This is a genomic window from Colwellia sp. BRX8-5 (assembly GCF_014077325.1).
Taxonomy (GTDB): Bacteria; Pseudomonadota; Gammaproteobacteria; order Enterobacterales; family Alteromonadaceae; genus Colwellia_A.
On sequence record NZ_JACGVR010000007.1, the window covers coordinates 97,239 to 112,578 of the forward strand.

General features: G+C 38.9%; 13 protein-coding genes. 7 read left to right on the forward strand and 6 right to left on the reverse strand.

Going from position 1 to position 15,340, the window contains the following annotated elements; all coding sequences use genetic code 11:
- Positions 1 to 108 precede the first annotated feature (108 nt).
- Positions 109 to 831: a tetratricopeptide repeat protein gene (locus H4J62_RS07240; protein WP_182214699.1), complete on the reverse strand. Its 723-nt coding sequence runs from the start codon at positions 829 to 831 to the stop codon at positions 109 to 111.
- Positions 832 to 898: 67 nt separating this feature from the next.
- Positions 899 to 2,806 carry an ATP-binding cassette domain-containing protein gene (locus H4J62_RS07245; protein ID WP_182214697.1) on the reverse strand — a complete coding sequence of 636 codons (1,908 nt, stop codon included), beginning with the start codon at positions 2,804 to 2,806 and terminating at the stop codon, positions 899 to 901.
- A 102-nt stretch (positions 2,807 to 2,908) separates the two neighbouring features.
- Here H4J62_RS07245 and H4J62_RS07250 point away from each other — a divergent pair, with 102 nt between their 5' ends.
- Positions 2,909 to 3,103 carry a YheV family putative zinc ribbon protein gene (locus tag H4J62_RS07250; protein WP_070374933.1) on the forward strand — a complete coding sequence of 65 codons (195 nt, stop codon included), beginning with the start codon at positions 2,909 to 2,911 and terminating at the stop codon, positions 3,101 to 3,103.
- 67 nt (positions 3,104 to 3,170) lie between these two features.
- On the opposite strand, the gene H4J62_RS07255 is transcribed toward H4J62_RS07250, so the two are convergent.
- Complete coding sequence (locus H4J62_RS07255) at positions 3,171 to 3,407, reverse strand: SlyX family protein (RefSeq protein WP_182214695.1); 237 nt, start codon at positions 3,405 to 3,407, stop codon at positions 3,171 to 3,173.
- A gap of 12 nt (positions 3,408 to 3,419) precedes the next feature.
- Positions 3,420 to 4,418: a hypothetical protein gene (locus H4J62_RS07260; RefSeq protein WP_310733505.1), complete on the reverse strand. Its 999-nt coding sequence runs from the start codon at positions 4,416 to 4,418 to the stop codon at positions 3,420 to 3,422.
- A gap of 131 nt (positions 4,419 to 4,549) precedes the next feature.
- Here H4J62_RS07260 and fkpA point away from each other — a divergent pair, with 131 nt between their 5' ends.
- Complete coding sequence (fkpA, locus tag H4J62_RS07265; RefSeq protein WP_070374931.1) at positions 4,550 to 5,305, forward strand: FKBP-type peptidyl-prolyl cis-trans isomerase; 756 nt, start codon at positions 4,550 to 4,552, stop codon at positions 5,303 to 5,305.
- Positions 5,306 to 5,437: 132 nt separating this feature from the next.
- Here fkpA and H4J62_RS07270 read toward each other — a convergent pair whose 3' ends face one another.
- A complete protein-coding gene (locus H4J62_RS07270) occupies positions 5,438 to 6,547 on the reverse strand; it encodes an NAD(P)/FAD-dependent oxidoreductase (protein ID WP_310733504.1) in 1,110 nt (369 codons plus the stop codon).
- A 213-nt stretch (positions 6,548 to 6,760) separates the two neighbouring features.
- Between H4J62_RS07270 and H4J62_RS07275 the strand changes: the two genes are divergently transcribed.
- The 4 genes from H4J62_RS07275 to H4J62_RS20380 all read left to right on the forward strand — a co-directional run bounded on the left by H4J62_RS07275 (position 6,761) and on the right by H4J62_RS20380 (position 11,467).
- Positions 6,761 to 8,560, forward strand: coding sequence for an assimilatory sulfite reductase (NADPH) flavoprotein subunit (locus H4J62_RS07275; protein WP_182214693.1), 1,800 nt, complete (start codon positions 6,761 to 6,763; stop codon positions 8,558 to 8,560).
- Positions 8,560 to 10,308, forward strand: coding sequence for an assimilatory sulfite reductase (NADPH) hemoprotein subunit (gene cysI / locus H4J62_RS07280; protein ID WP_220465204.1), 1,749 nt, complete (start codon positions 8,560 to 8,562; stop codon positions 10,306 to 10,308). The genes H4J62_RS07275 and cysI overlap by 1 nt, the downstream gene beginning before the upstream one ends.
- Entirely contained in the window at positions 10,301 to 11,077 is a 777-nt protein-coding gene (locus H4J62_RS07285; protein ID WP_157470904.1) for a phosphoadenylyl-sulfate reductase, read from the forward strand. The genes cysI and H4J62_RS07285 overlap by 8 nt, the downstream gene beginning before the upstream one ends.
- A gap of 261 nt (positions 11,078 to 11,338) precedes the next feature.
- The gene (locus H4J62_RS20380; RefSeq protein WP_259364607.1) at positions 11,339 to 11,467 is read left to right on the forward strand and encodes a hypothetical protein; all 129 of its coding nucleotides are present in this window, start codon (positions 11,339 to 11,341) and stop codon (positions 11,465 to 11,467) included.
- Positions 11,468 to 11,875: 408 nt separating this feature from the next.
- Here H4J62_RS20380 and H4J62_RS07290 read toward each other — a convergent pair whose 3' ends face one another.
- The gene (locus tag H4J62_RS07290) at positions 11,876 to 12,790 is read right to left on the reverse strand and encodes a TIGR03899 family protein (RefSeq protein ID WP_182214692.1); all 915 of its coding nucleotides are present in this window, start codon (positions 12,788 to 12,790) and stop codon (positions 11,876 to 11,878) included.
- 268 nt (positions 12,791 to 13,058) lie between these two features.
- Between H4J62_RS07290 and H4J62_RS07295 the strand changes: the two genes are divergently transcribed.
- The gene (locus H4J62_RS07295) at positions 13,059 to 15,281 is read left to right on the forward strand and encodes an EAL domain-containing protein (RefSeq protein ID WP_182214690.1); all 2,223 of its coding nucleotides are present in this window, start codon (positions 13,059 to 13,061) and stop codon (positions 15,279 to 15,281) included.
- Positions 15,282 to 15,340: the final 59 nt, after the last annotated feature.

The following is a 15,340-nucleotide window of genomic DNA, read 5'->3' on the forward strand; positions in this document are numbered from 1 at the left end:
TAATGTTATAGCCATTTTAAATCGTGGGTTACTTTATGGTTGTGATATAGATCAATGAACCTTAAATTTATCCCTTAGATTATTGTCTTATTTTTTAGAGCTAAGGTTTTATTGTTTAGCTTTTAATGCTTCTTGTTCGATAATTTGTTGATAAAGTCGGTCAGCCTTTTCCCTTGCTTGAGCTATTTCTACATTGCTGAGTTTTAAGGAGTCCATATCGCGACTTTTTCCTGCATTTTGATAACCATTACTTGCGGAAATAATATTCCATATAAAAGACATCTCTACACTTTTCTCAACACCCAATCCTTCAAAATACATCAGTGCTAAATTAAACTGGGCTAGGGCGTAGTTTTGCTTTGCCGCAGTTTCATACCAACGTGCGGCTTTTGGATAGTCTTTATATGTACCCGTGCCATTGAAATACATAACACCAAGATTAAATTGTGCGGCAACGGAGTCTCTTATCGCTGCTCTTTCCATCAGTGCAAAAGCGGTTTTTAAATCTTTTTTAACGATGACTCCGTCAGAATACATCAGTGACAAACTAAATAGTGCGTCGGGGTGATTTTGTGAAGCGGCTAAGGACATTAATTCCAACGCTTTTTTGGGATCTTTTGTAACGCCGTAACCATTTAAATAAATAAGCGCCATTTGATACTGCGCAGGAGAATACTCCTGAGCAACTAAGGGTTCAAATTCATTTATAGCCGCTTTAAAAGCACCACGGTTTAATTCATAAATGCCTTGGTCAAGATCACCTTGATAAGCAAAGCTCGAAACACTACTTACTATAGATAGACAAAAAAGGGCGAATATTGTTTTTTTCATAACGTTCTCATTATTTTAATCGTATGATTATTAAGTGTAGCAAGTAATATAATTTAATGATTAATTTTTACAGTGAAGCTTGCAACATAATTTCTTCAATTTGTTCTTCTAATTCGAGCCAATACATTTCATTTTCTTCAACATCTGCTTTGAGCTTAGCTTGTTGCTTAATGAGTACGGCTAAGCGTGCTTTATGTTCACTTTGATATATCTCACTTTCGGCTAATACTCCTTCAACTTCAGCTAATTCAGTTTGCAGCAGTTGCACTTTCTTCTCGTATTTATCGGCTTGTTTACGCAGTGGGGATGCTTTTTTACGTAATTCAGCTTGGTCTTTGCGTAATTGTTTTTTATCAACAACCTCAAGAGACTTTGCGGGTTTAGTATTTTTCAGTGTTTGTTTTTTGTCTTCATTAAGCCATTGTTGATAGTCATCAATATCACCAGAGAACTCGCTAACTTGACCATTGGCAACTAAGAAAAACTCATCAACACACGACTCTAATAAAAAGCGATCATGGGCAATCAAAATAATAGCCCCTTCAAAGTCTTGTAAAGCAAAGACAAGTGCTTGACGCATTTCTAAATCAAGATGGTTAGTGGGCTCATCGAGGAGAAGTAATTGTGGCTTTTCATTAACAATTAACGCCAATACCAGACGTGCTTTTTCTCCACCTGACATGGTACTTACCGGAGAGAGTGCTTGGTCGCCAGTAAAACCAAAGCTACCTAAAAAATTGCGCGCTTGTAGCTCTGTAGTCTCAGGTTTAGCACGAACAATATGATCAATCGCACTACTTGGCATATGTAATTGTTCAAGCTGATGTTGAGAGAAGTAACCAACAGTTAAGTCTTGGGCGCAATAACGCTCGCCTTTAATTAAGGCAATATCGCCGGCTAATGACTTTATTAATGTCGACTTACCCGCACCGTTTCGTCCTAAAAGACCGATTCTACTACCGGGTACCAGTGTGAGACCGACATCACGTAAAATAATGGTTTCTGGATTATAGCCACAGGTTGTCTCTTTTAACGCTAATAACGGATAAGGCAATGTTTCCGGTGTTTTGAAACTGAAGGTAAATTGGCTATCAACATGTGCGGGTGCTAAGTCAGGTAATTTTTGTAAACGCTTTAAACGACTTTGTGCTTGTTTTGCTTTACTGGCTTTTGCTCTAAAGCGATCGACGAATGAGGTTAAGTGAGCAACTTCTTTTTGCTGTTTTTGAAATTGAGCATCTTGTTGTGCTAAATGTTCCGCGCGCTGACGCTCAAAGGCGCTATAATTACCCGAATATAATTTTGCTTGTTGATGTTCAATATGAAGAATTTGTTCAATAACGTCATCGAGAAAATCACGATCATGTGAAATAAGCACTAAAGTACCGGTAAAGCGTTTTAACCAACGCTGTAACCAAATTACCGCATCTAAATCTAGATGGTTAGTGGGTTCATCGAGTAAAAGTAAATCTGCGCGGCTAATTAACGCTTGAGCCAAGTTAAGACGCATGCGCCAACCACCAGAAAAATCCTTTACGGCATCACCTAGTTGTTCTTGTAAAAAACCTAAACCATGCAATAACTCGCTGGCACGGGCGGGTAAACTGTAGCCATTTATGGCGTCAATATGGTTGAGAATTAACGCTTCTTGGTTGCCATCATCATTTAATCGAGCTTTCTCAAGTTGTTGCTCAAGTTGACGAAACTCTTTATCTCCGTCCATCACATAATCTAAGGCGGATTGCTCGAGGGCGGGAGTTTCTTGTTTTACTGTCGCGACATCCCAGCCTGAAGGCATATTTACATCGCCCCTGTCGGGCTGTAACTCACCTAATAAGGCCGCAAATAAAGAAGATTTTCCACAGCCATTAGCGCCAACTAAGCCGACTTTGTGATTAGGATGAATAGTAAAGCTTGATGATTTTATGAGGTTTTTAGCGCCTCTATCTAAGCTTAAATCGGTGGCTATGATCATTGTGTGTTATTACTCATTTTAATTCAGGCCGCTATTGTCCTTTTCCTATCGACAAGATTCAAGGTAAAATAATACAACTCGATTTTATTTGGATTGAAACACATGAAAAAAAGATTTATTGCTGGCGCTATTTGCCCGAAATGTAATGCTATGGACACCATGGGATTAACAAAAGAAAATAATGTTGAAAAAGTTACTTGTGTTAGCTGTGGGCATCAAATGTCACAGCCAGAAGAGCATGTCGTTAAAGAAATCCGTCCGCAAGAGCAAGTGATTGGTATTTTTAAGCAAGAATAAATCATTATTTTACCAAGCTGAAATATTTCAGCTTGGTATTTATTTGAATGAAAGCTCAGGTTAAGAGTTAATAATGTGGTGGTGGCGGTTCGATATCTTGCGACTGATTTTGACCCGGATTATTATCTTGAACACGACTTGCGATTAACTTTAGCTGTGCCCTAATGTCTGAAATTTCTAATTGATGAACAGCAAGTTCATTATTCAACTGTTCAATAACATCGTCTTGAAAGGCATTACGAGATTGCAGCGTTTCAATGTTTTCTTGTAATTCGATGATTGTTTTTTGTATTTCTGTTGTCATAATTTGGGGTACCTAACGCGACTTTCTTTGCCAAAGCTCAGCGTATCCTGATGAACTTTCGGTGATTATTTGGTTCTTTCCTCGAAAGGCGACACTATACACTACCGCGCCTGCAGCACGTATACTTTCTTTTGGCGTAACTCGCCAGCTGTCAAGCCGCTCTCCGGTTAGTATGCTCCATAGGCTAACTTTTCGAGTTGGGGCTCCTGTTAATAGTTGAGTACCATCATCAGAAAACCTTACTGAGCTAAATATTTCGTGACGGTTATAGTATTGAAGTTGGCTAATGCGTTTACCTGTTTTTAAATCCCATATGTTTGAAGATTTTTTACTGTCGGCAGTAAAAGCAAACCGACCTTTAGGGTCTAGAGCCACCATAGTAACGCGACTGGGATGATTAAATCGATAAATAACCTGCCCACTTTCTGTATCCCATACATAAGCGACGTAATCATTGCCTCCTGAAATAGCGATACGGCCATTGGGGAGCATATCAACAGCATTAATTTTTTCTGTATGACCTAAGAACTCTAAGCGACGGCCATTGCTCATAGTAATGTGAACAACGGTGCCATTACTCTTACCGAGTAAAATAAAGTCACCATTATTGGACAAGGCAATATCACGAATCGTTGACTCACGTACTTTCCAATAACCTTCTGATTGCCCTGTTGCTATATTCCACAACGAAAACGCTTCTCGATTTGCGGTCAGTGCATGGCTATTATTATTGGATATATCGGCTAACAGCACTAAGTTATCGCTACTATCTTGCTGTTGTGACCAGCTGTATTTTAATGCATTCTCTTCTATGTCCCATAAACTTAAGCCATGATAAATAGAAGAGACAACACTGTATTTGCCATCATTAGAAATATTAGCTGCATAAGCACCATCTGTAGCATGTTGCCAACGCTGTACAGGCTTGTCCTCTGCAGGCTGGCAAGCACTGTTCAATAAGGAAAATAGACAGATGAAAAGCAGTGTTAGCTTGTTATTACACTTAATCACAATATTAATACTTTTTTCTTAGTTAATTTATCGTTAGTATAAGCCGCATTGTCTAACAATACATAATATTTAATCAATGGCTTAGGGGGACTTCCTCCAACTGAGTACTAGGTTACGTTAACGGAGAAAAAATGAAATTATTTAAGCCAACTATGTTAGCTATTGCACTTGTGTCAGTGTTTGGCTGTCAAGAAAGTGTAAAACCAACCGAAACAGCGCCTGTTTTAGAAACTGAAATGCAAAAACAAGCTTACAGTTTAGGTGCTTCAATTGGCATGTACATGCAAAAGAATCTTGATCAACATGAGAAGTTGGGTGTTCCACTTGACCAAGCATTAATTACTCGTGGTTTCATGGACAGTCTTGCTGGCAAATCAATCATTGAGAAAGAAGAGATCCAAGCACTATTAATGAGCCTTGATGAACAAATGAAAGCAAAACAACTAGCAGCAGCAGACGCTGAATCTGAAGCGGCAATTGCTGAAGGCATGAAATTCTTAGAAGAAAATGCTAAGAAAGAAGGTGTACAAGTTACTGAATCAGGTATTCAATACCTTGTTGTAACTGAAGGTGAAGGTGATAAACCTAGCGCTACTGATACAGTAACGGTTCACTATAAAGGTACTTTCTTAAACGGTGAAACTTTTGATAGTTCATATGAACGCAATGAACCAGCAGTATTCCCTTTAAATCGTGTTATTAGCGGTTGGACAGAAGGCGTACAGTTAATGTCAGTGGGCTCAAAGTACACTTTTACTATTCCATCTGATTTAGCTTACGGAAAAAATGGCAACCCGCCACGTATTCCTGGTAACTCAGTATTACAGTTTGAAATTGAATTATTAGACATTCAAAAATCAGCTGAACCAGAAGAAATCACTCAGTAATATTATTACTTTAGTGTTAAAGGAGCCAATTGTGTAAGCAATTGGCTTTTTAATTCATTTTAGAAACTCAAAATATAAACACTCATTTTTCACTCGCCATAAATACCTTACTCACTTTCAAATATATAAGCATTATATGGCTAGCCTTTCGTCGACATATTCAGCTATAGCTAAACTAGAAGTTAAGCCGGGTGAGTCAATACCAAACAGATTCACTAATCCTTTCAAGCCATGCACTTTTTCACTTTGAATGACAAAATCTTTAAAACCATCATTCGGACCTTCTAATTTCGGACGAATACCCGAATAAGCAGGCTGTAATCTTTCGCTATCTAATGAAGGGTAATAGCGTTGAATCGCGGCAACAAATTTAGCTTTTAGAAGCGGAGAGACTTCATAATCAATATCATCTATGTACTGTGTGTCGGGACCAAATTTTAATTGTCCGCCAATATCTAATGAGGCGTGAATACCTAAACCATGCGCTTCGGGTAAGGGATAAATGAGTTGTGTAAAAGGACTTCTTCCTTGGTATGAAAAATAATGGCCTCGACAATAATAAAGCGTTGGAATATGTGACTTTTTTAAATCACTAATATTTTCGGCAACTTTAGTACTGTGTAATCCCCCTGAATTAATTAAATAATCACAATGCAGCTGCATTATTTCATCTTGACTATTTAAAGTAACAACAAAGCCATCATTATTGTTATCTGCCTTTATAAAGGTGGTTTTTCCAACAAACTGACCATTATTATGCTCAATTTCTGCCAGTAAAGCCTGCATATAACGATGACTATCAATAATACCTGTTGAAGGGGAAAGTAAGGCAGCGGTGGCATGTAATGCTGGATTTGACTTGTTAAGCTCGTCTGCCGTTAACCAGACGAGATCATTAACATCATTAAGTGCTGCTTGTTTTATGGTTTTCGCTAAACATTGCTCTTCTTCCTCGCCGTGGGCAACCAGTAATTTTCCTAGGCGTTGATGAGGAATGCCTCGATCTTTACAATATTGATAAAGCTTCTCTTTTCCTTGCACGCATAGCTTAGCTTTTAAACTGTGCTGAGGATAATAAATGCCGGCATGAATAACTTCACTATTACGACTACTGGTTTCTTCACCAAAGCTAGCATTTTTATCAATAATGAGCACGTTATTGAGCTTATTGCTAAGTCTTGCCGCAATGGCTAAACCCACGACACCAGCGCCAATAATTATTGCGTCTACTTTTTCCATCATTTTATCTATTCTTTTTAGCTTGAATTAAGTGTGGTCGCCCCTTATCTAAATTTCAAGAAAAAGAATGTCTTAAAATTTAGATAAGAGTGTGGGTAAAGGTTCAAAGAACTGACTTATTCTATTTTGGAATAAAAAAGCCTTTTCTATTCTTTTTATTATATGCAAAGTCAGTCTATTATTATTTTACTAAATTTAAATGGGCGAATTGACATTATGTTGCCAAACCAACAGAACTTACAAAAAACTATGCTAGATGCTGACCAACTTTCATCATTACAAAACGCTATTGGCAGTTACTCTCAGTTGCAGCTTGCATGGGCAAGTGGTTACTTAGCGGCTAAATCTGAAGGAGCATCGTTAAGCGTTAGCCCTACAGCTTCAGCTGTTGCAGCTCCTGCGCCTGTATTAACCATTTTATTTGGTTCTCAAACCGGAAATGCTAAAGGTGTTGCTAAAGCGTTAGCCGCACAAGCACAAGCAGAAGGTCTTACCGTCGACTTAAAAAGCATGAGTGACTTTAAGCCAAAAAGCATTAAAAATCTGACTCACCTATTAATTGTCGCCAGTACTAATGGCGAAGGTGAAGCACCCGATGATGCGATTGCTTTACATGAATACTTAGGCTCGAAAAAAGCGCCAAAGCTCGATGATTTACGCTATAGCGTTTTAGCCTTGGGCGACACTAGCTATGAGTTCTTTTGTCAAACGGGCAAAGACTTTGATGATTACTTAAGTAAGCTTGGTGCAAAACAGATTACCGCACGCGTTGACTGTGACGTTGATTACGAAGCTGAAGTAAAAGCATGGTCAGAGACTATTGTTAAAGATGTAAAAGCCTTGTTGGGTAATGAGATTGATAGCCATAATGTTGTGGTAATGCCAACACTTGGCGCGTCTAGCGAATATACTAAACAGGCGCCTTATGCTGCTGAGTTAAGTTTAAGCCAAAAGATCACCGGTCGTGATTCAGCAAAAGATGTTCGTCATATTGAAATCGATTTAGCCGATTCAGGTATCACCTATCAATCCGGTGACGCTTTAGGTGTGTGGTTTGAAAATGACACTGAGTTAGTCGCCGAACTTATTGCAATACTTGGTTTGTCAGGTAATGAAAATATTGATGTTGGCGGTGAACGTTTATCACTGGAACAAGCATTAATTTCAACATTAGAAATTACTCAAACAGCGCCTAATTTTATTAGCTTTTGGGCGGATAAATCACAAGATAAAGCTTTACTTACCTTGAGTGAAGATAAAAATGCTGCGCGTGAATATGCGGGTAACCATCAAATTATTGATGTAGTTAAAGCAGCTCCGGCGAAAGTAACAGCACAAGACTTTGTTGATGCGCTTAGAAAGATTACTCCACGTTTATATTCTATAGCCTCGAGCCAAGCTGAGGTTGAAGAAGAAGTACACTTAACGGTGGGCTTAGTTGAATACAGCGAAAATGATCAGTTAAGAAGTGGCGGTGCCTCAAGCTTTTTAGGTAAACGCTTAGCAGAAGGCGGCACAGTTAAGGTTTTCATTGAACACAACGATAACTTTCGCTTACCTGAAAATGGCGATACGCCTGTGATCATGATTGGCCCAGGTACTGGTATTGCTCCTTTTAGAGCCTTTATGCAAGAACGTGAAGCAAGCGAAGCAAGTGGTGATAACTGGCTGTTTTTTGGTGATCAAACCTTCACTCAAGATTTTTTATACCAAGTGGAATGGCAAGGCTATTTAAAATCAGGCTTGTTAACGCACCTTGATTTAGCCTTTTCTCGTGATCAAGCGGCAAAAATATATGTGCAAGACCGTTTACGTGAAAAAGCCAGTGAGATTTTTACTTGGTTAGAACGTGGCGCGCATTTATATATTTGTGGTGACATGAGCCGTATGGCAAAAGATGTTGAGCTTGCCTTGGTGGATATTATTGCTGAGCATGGCAAGTTGAGTACAGAACAAGCACAAGATTATTTAAAAGAATTGCGTAACGCCAAGCGTTTCCAAAAGGATGTTTACTAATGACTACAACAAATAAAGAAATCGTATTAACAGGTCCCGGACCGTTAATTGTAGAAGGTAAACAGGCTGATAACGAACGCTTAAAAGCAGATAGTAATTTTTTACGAGGGACAATTGTTGATGACTTAAAAGACCAAGTCACCGGTGGTTTCACTGCAGATAATTATCATATTATCAGAACTCATGGTATGTATCAGCAAGATGACCGTGATATTAGAACTGAGCGTAGTAAACAAAAATTAGAACCTTTGCATAATGTTATGTTACGAGCTCGTATGCCTGGCGGTATCATTAAACCAGAGCAGTGGTTGGCTATTGACAAATTTGCTCAAGAGAGCACTTCATATGGCAGTATTCGCTTAACAACACGTCAAACGTTTCAATTTCATGGCGTGTTAAAGCCCAATATTAAATTAATGCACCAAACATTAAATAGTATTGGTATCGACTCAATTGCGACTGCTGGCGATGTTAACCGTAATGTTCTGTGTACTTCTAACCCTATTGAGTCAGAACTTCATCAAGAAGCTTATGAATGGGCTATTAAAATTAGTGAACATTTACTGCCTAAAACACGTGCTTATGCAGAGATCTGGCTAGATGGCGAAAAGCTTGAAGGCCCTGAAGGTAAAGAAACACAAGAGCCTATTTTAGGCAGCAACTACTTACCACGAAAATTTAAAACGACTGTTGTTATTCCGCCACAAAATGATATTGACGTTCACGCTAATGATCTCAACTTTATCGCTATTGCTAAAGATGGAAAATTAGTTGGTTTTAACGTACTTGTTGGTGGTGGTTTAGCGATGACTCATGGCGATAAGTCAACGTATCCTCGCAAGGCTGACGATTTCGGCTATGTGTCTTTAGCACATACCTTAGATGTTGCGACCGCTGTTGTAACAACACAACGTGACTGGGGAAACCGAGTTAATCGTAAAAATGCTAAAACTAAGTACACACTTGACCGAGTGGGTGTAGAAACCTTTAAATCGGAAGTTGAGAAACGTGCCGGTATTACTTTTGAAACCTCTCGTCCATACGAGTTCACTGAACGTGGCGATCGTATTGGTTGGGTTGAAGGTTTTGACGGTAAGCACCATTTAGCCTTATTTATTGAAAATGGTCGCTTATTAGATAGCCCGGGTAAACCCCTTAAGTCAGGTGTTGCTGAATTAGCGAAAATACACAAAGGTGATTTTCGTATGACTGCTAACCAAAACTTAATTGTCGCGGGTGTAGCAACTGAAGATAAAGCACAAATTGAAAAAATTGCCCGTGAATATGGCTTAATGAACGACACGGTTTCAAAGCAACGTAAAGATTCTATGGCTTGTGTAGCATTTCCTACCTGTCCATTAGCTATGGCTGAAGCAGAACGCTATTTACCGGGTTTTGTTACCGACGTAGAAGGCATTTTAGCCAAACATGATATGAGTGATGAAAGTATTATTTTACGTGTGACTGGTTGTCCAAATGGCTGTGGTCGTGCGATGTTGGCAGAAATTGGTTTAGTTGGTAAAGGTCCAGGTAAATACAATATGCATTTAGGCGGCAACTTGGCAGGAACGCGAGTACCTAAAATGTATAAAGAAAACTTAAGCGAACAAGATATTCTTGATGAAATGGATATGCTAGTGGCTCGCTGGTCATCGGAAAGAAACAGCAATGAAGCGTTTGGTGATTTTACTATTCGTACCGGCATTATCGCAGAAGTGAAAAATAGTAAGCGAGATTTTCATGACTAAACCTATTATTAATAGTGCTGATATCGCTGCGGCAAAAGCACCGATTAATAACCGTTTTCCTGCGTCTTTACCTAAGCCTTGGCTTAACCAGTGGAACGAGCTATTAGAGCAGCAAACCGCGACTGAACGAGTTGAATGGTCGATGGAAAATTTACCATCGCAGTTCGTTTTGTCTTCTAGCTTTGGCATTCAATCTGCGGTTATGTTGCATATGTTGACGCAAGTCGATGCGAATATCCCGGTGATTGTTACCGACACTGGACACTTGTTTCCTGAAACTTATCAGTTTATTGAACAGCTCAACGAACGTTTGAAATTGAATTTACACGTTTATAGCGCGACAGAAAGTGCGGCATGGCAACAAGCAAAATATGGTGAAGAATGGGCAAAAGATGAAACATCACTCAAAGCTTATAATCGCCGTAATAAAGTTGAGCCGCTAGAACGTGGTTTACATGAGCTCAATGCAGCAACATGGTTTTCTGGCGTGCGTCGTCAGCAATCAGAGCATCGTGAAGGCTTGTCTGTAGTCAGTATTTTACGCGGTCGTTTTAAAGTACATCCTATTATTGATTGGAGTAATAAGGATGTACATGAATACCTAACTAAGCATAACTTGCCCTATCATCCTCTATGGGACCAAGGCTATGTATCGGTTGGCGACACACACAGTACACGGCCATTAACGTTAGGTATGAATGAAAGTGATACTCGCTTTTCTGGCATGGCCAGAGAATGTGGTCTACATACTGACGGTGACGGTATTTAAATAACGCCCAACTTAACGTTTACTATTAAGGACAAACATCTTAGATGCTTGTCCTTTTTTATGTTGGGTACTTTTTGTCGGGAAAAAACTGCATTTCAGTATCTGTTTTCGTGTTTGTAAGTACAGATCCTGAAACAAGTTCAGGATGACGGGGGTTATAGCAGGATGACGGTGCTTATAGCAAGATGACGGGTTACAGCAGAATTAAGGGTTATAGCAGGATAACGTTGCTGGTAGCAGGATGGCGTTGCTGGTAGCAGTATGAATAGGCTTGTATCTTTATTGAGAGGCTTGAAGTTTAGTGACACGATTTTGTCGATAGTTGCAGGGTCTGATGCCCACTCTTGTCGTCATGCTGAACTTGTTTCAGTATCTGTATTTTGGGGGTAAGTACAGATCCTGAAACAAGTTCAGGATGACGGGCTTATAGCAGGATGACGGGCTTATAGCAGAATGAAGGGTTACAGCAGAATGAAGGCTTATAGCAGGATGGCGTTGCTGGTAGCAGTATGAATAGGCTTGTATCTGTATTGGGACCTTGAAGTTTAGTAACGCGATCAGGTCGATAGTGGTAGGGCTTGATGCCCACTCTTGTCGTCATGCTGAACTTGTTTCAGTATCTGTATTTGGGGAGGAAGTATAGATCCTGAAACAAGTTCAGGATGACGGGGGTGGTAGCAGGATGACGGGGTTGGCAGTTATATGACGTTGCTTATAGCAGGATGACGGGGCTGTAGCAGTCAGAGGGGCTTGTATCAGTATCTACATTGCTGGCTCTCAAACCACCAATTCTTATCCTTATCCCTCTATAATTGAAAAATTTTCGCTTAATGCACTTTTTAAATGCTGTAAATAAACATCATCAATATTATCGCTGATCAGACGTGCTAGCTCGCTGCCTATTGGCGTAAATTTATAAAACTTCAGTACACAAGATGATTTTTTTGCGGTAAGCGTTAATGGCTTACCGTTAAAGTTAAAATGGAACGACTCTGACTTGTTCATTGGGCTAGATTCTGTCTCTTGAATAAAGACCAGATGATTATCAGCTAGAATTAATAAATCAGCATAGCTCAATGAAAATTGGTTGAAGGGTATATTCTGTTCTCTATTTTTATTAAAAAAGTTTAGTAAGCCAGGTGTCTGATAGGCTCCTGAAATAATACGTATATTTCTTTTTGTTTGTTCTGTCACCGCTAAACTACAGGCCTTTGCTAACAATTTCGCTTCCGTGATACTCATGGCACGAAAAACCTTGAGGGTTTTAGTGGAAAATGAACCGGGTTGTGATATTTCCCCTGCTAGTATTTTTGCCCACAAATTTTGCATGGTGGTATTACTGACATCTTCGGCGAGTTCGGTAAAGGTACTAAACCAATCAGCATCTGCTTTATGGGTAAACTCGGTAGCAGAGCAGTAATTTACTGACTTTTTTATAATAGCTTCAAGATTCTCTTGTTTTCGTAATGCGGCAATCCGTGCTCTTTTTTGGGTTCTTTCTTCTAATGGCATCTGTTTTTCTGAAGAAATTAAGCCACCATCAAGTACAAAGTTTTTAGCCAAGGCAAGCAGTTGCATTTGGGAAGAAACACCAGCATTTTTTTTATTGCCGCTATTTTTAGCCGTAGATTCTGTTGTTTTTATTACTTCAGTGTTAACCGGTTCCTCAGCAATAACCAGCGGTGCAGTTGAGGGTTCGTTGATGTCTTTCATAAAAATTACCGTAACTAATATATTATTTTCATTACTATTTTTTCTAAGCATACGCTGGAAAATTAAAATCAGCAATATTCTCTTTATTCATCTAAACTTAACATAAATTAAGGAAGCAATTGAAATTATGAATATAATTGTAATTCTAGGTTGAATATTATTTAACTGACTCTTATTATGTAGTTTATTGGAAACATGATTCATAATAAAATTTGATGTGATAAAAAAACCTTAATCAGTAGTATTTTTCTGGTTAAATGAGGACGATATGCAGGCTTCTGAAAATAATAATGACGACTTTTTATTTATTGATGATAGTGATGAAGATGAAATTCTAAATGATGGCAGTGCTGAAACGTGGAAGGTTCTGATTGTTGATGACGATCCCGAAATTCACTCTGTTACTCAGTTAGCACTCTCAGATCTCGTCGTCTTAGGTAAAAATCTAGAGTATATACATGCTTACTCTGGGCGTGACGCATGTCTGCTTATTGAAGAGCACGAGGACATCGTTTTGGTATTACTCGATGTTGTTATGGAAACGGATGATGCGGGCTTAAATGTTGTAAAACATATTCGAGAAACTTTATCTCGTCAAGATATACGTATTGTTTTGAGAACCGGTCAACCAGGCTATGCTCCTGAAGAAAGTGTTATCAAAGATTATGATATCAATGACTATAAAACCAAAACAGAGTTAACTCGTCGCAAGTTAGTGACTACCGTTTATGCCGCTATTCGTTCATATCAACAAATTCATTCGGTTAATCAAAACCGCTTGGGCCTCGAAAAAATAATTAGTGCTACTGCTGACTTACTTGAACTGCACAGTATTCATGAATATGCAGAAGGTGTGTTGTCGCAATTAATTAAGTTGAGTAAGAGCCATTGCAGTGTTTTTTGTGCGCGTGGGCAAGGTATTATTGAGGGTTCTGACGATTTAAGCTTACATATCTTAGGTCAAATCGGTCATGACGCCGAACTGATTAATCAAAAAATTTCCTGCTTCGACAGAGATTCAGCACAAGATCGCATGAGTAGCTGTTTCACTCAAAAACAAAATAATTATGGTAGTGACTTTGCGGTATTGTATTTAGCAAGCGGTGGTTATCGCGCGGTTATTTACCTTGAAGTTGAGCAAGAGTTAACTGATATTCAAATACAGTTAATCGAAGTGTTTTTAGCCAATGTCGCCATCGGTTATGAAAATGTTCACCTTTTTCAAAAACTACGTAATGCTGCCTATCGTGATTGGCTGACTGAGCTGCCAAATCGTTTAGAGTTTGTTAATTTACTCGACAAGTTTAGTCAATCAGAAGAACCCAATCTTGTTGCCGCTTTAATAGATATAAATCACTTTAGTGATATTAATGATGGCTTAGGACAAGATTTAGGTAATAAGCTGTTGCTCGCTGTTACAGAGCGCATGAAAGAATTAGGAAAACATTGTCAGTTTGCTCGAATGGGTGCCGATGTTTTTGGTGTTATTGGTCCGGCTGAAAGTGTAAACCCTGATAAATTAATGTCATTATTTCATCGTTCGTTTACCGCGGGAGAACAACTATTACCTGTCACGGCATGTTTTGGGCTGTGCTCAAAAAGTAGTGCCGGTTCGCAAGGGGTAAAGGTTCTTAATCAAATAAATATCGCCTTGAATTTAGCCAAGAAAAGTAATCACGAAAATTTTGTTTATTACAAAAAAGAAATGGAAGATGAAACACTTTGGCGTTTAGGTATGATCAGGCAATTACGTACTGATTTTGCAGATAATCGTTTAGAGCTTTGGTATCAGCCTCAGCTTAGCTTAATTACCGGCAAGGTTATTGGCGCTGAAGCATTATTGCGCTGGCGAACCGCCGAAGGAAAATTTATTTCACCGGCTGTGTTTATTCCTTTAGCAGAATATTCAGGGTTGATTGTAGAAATTGGTGATTGGGTTATTAACCAAGCCTGTAAACAAATAAAAGTATTAGAGCAACAGAAATTTGATCATGTTGGTATCTCTGTTAATGTTTCTATCCCACAATTTAAACGTGATAACTTCGTTGACAGTATCATTCAAGCGACGATTAATCATGATGTTAAACCAAGTAAGCTCGAATTAGAGATCACTGAAAATATTTTAATGGATGAACCACAAGTTGTTATTGATGCATTAGTTAAGTTGAAAGCTGAAGGTATCAGCATTGCGCTTGATGACTTTGGTACGGGCTATTCATCAATGAGCTATTTACAACAACTACCGCTTGACCGTTTAAAGGTCGACCGTTCATTTATTACGGGTATTGCAGAGCCAGGGCAGTCATTGATTGCAGATACGATTATTAACCTCGGTAAGCAAATGAACTTAAAAGTTATTGCTGAAGGTATCGAAGAGGAAGAACAACAAGCGCATTTAATCGCTCAAGGGTGTGACGAAGTACAAGGTTTCTTTTATGCTAAACCTATGCCTGCTGATGAGTTTTTAACCTTCTTACGTAACAATAAGTAATAAATACTGATTGTTGCTAGCTTGAATAAATTAAAGCCGAGATATAATGTCTCGGCTTT

What these genes read in the sequence shown, in the direction of transcription:
- H4J62_RS20380 (WP_259364607.1), top strand. Translation starts at nt 11,339, where the DNA reads ATGAATAGGCTTGTATCTTTATTGAGAGGCTTGAAGTTTAGTGACACG.
- H4J62_RS07295 (WP_182214690.1), top strand. Translation starts at nt 13,059, where the DNA reads ATGCAGGCTTCTGAAAATAATAATGACGACTTTTTATTTATTGATGAT.
- H4J62_RS07240 (WP_182214699.1), bottom strand. Translation starts at nt 831, where the DNA reads ATGAAAAAAACAATATTCGCCCTTTTTTGTCTATCTATAGTAAGTAGT.
- H4J62_RS07285 (WP_157470904.1), top strand. Translation starts at nt 10,301, where the DNA reads ATGACTAAACCTATTATTAATAGTGCTGATATCGCTGCGGCAAAAGCA.
- cysI (WP_220465204.1), top strand. Translation starts at nt 8,560, where the DNA reads ATGACTACAACAAATAAAGAAATCGTATTAACAGGTCCCGGACCGTTA.
- H4J62_RS07245 (WP_182214697.1), bottom strand. Translation starts at nt 2,806, where the DNA reads ATGATCATAGCCACCGATTTAAGCTTAGATAGAGGCGCTAAAAACCTC.
- H4J62_RS07290 (WP_182214692.1), bottom strand. Translation starts at nt 12,790, where the DNA reads ATGAAAGACATCAACGAACCCTCAACTGCACCGCTGGTTATTGCTGAG.
- H4J62_RS07270 (WP_310733504.1), bottom strand. Translation starts at nt 6,547, where the DNA reads ATGATGGAAAAAGTAGACGCAATAATTATTGGCGCTGGTGTCGTGGGT.
- H4J62_RS07275 (WP_182214693.1), top strand. Translation starts at nt 6,761, where the DNA reads ATGTTGCCAAACCAACAGAACTTACAAAAAACTATGCTAGATGCTGAC.
- H4J62_RS07250 (WP_070374933.1), top strand. Translation starts at nt 2,909, where the DNA reads ATGAAAAAAAGATTTATTGCTGGCGCTATTTGCCCGAAATGTAATGCT.
- fkpA (WP_070374931.1), top strand. Translation starts at nt 4,550, where the DNA reads ATGAAATTATTTAAGCCAACTATGTTAGCTATTGCACTTGTGTCAGTG.
- H4J62_RS07255 (WP_182214695.1), bottom strand. Translation starts at nt 3,407, where the DNA reads ATGACAACAGAAATACAAAAAACAATCATCGAATTACAAGAAAACATT.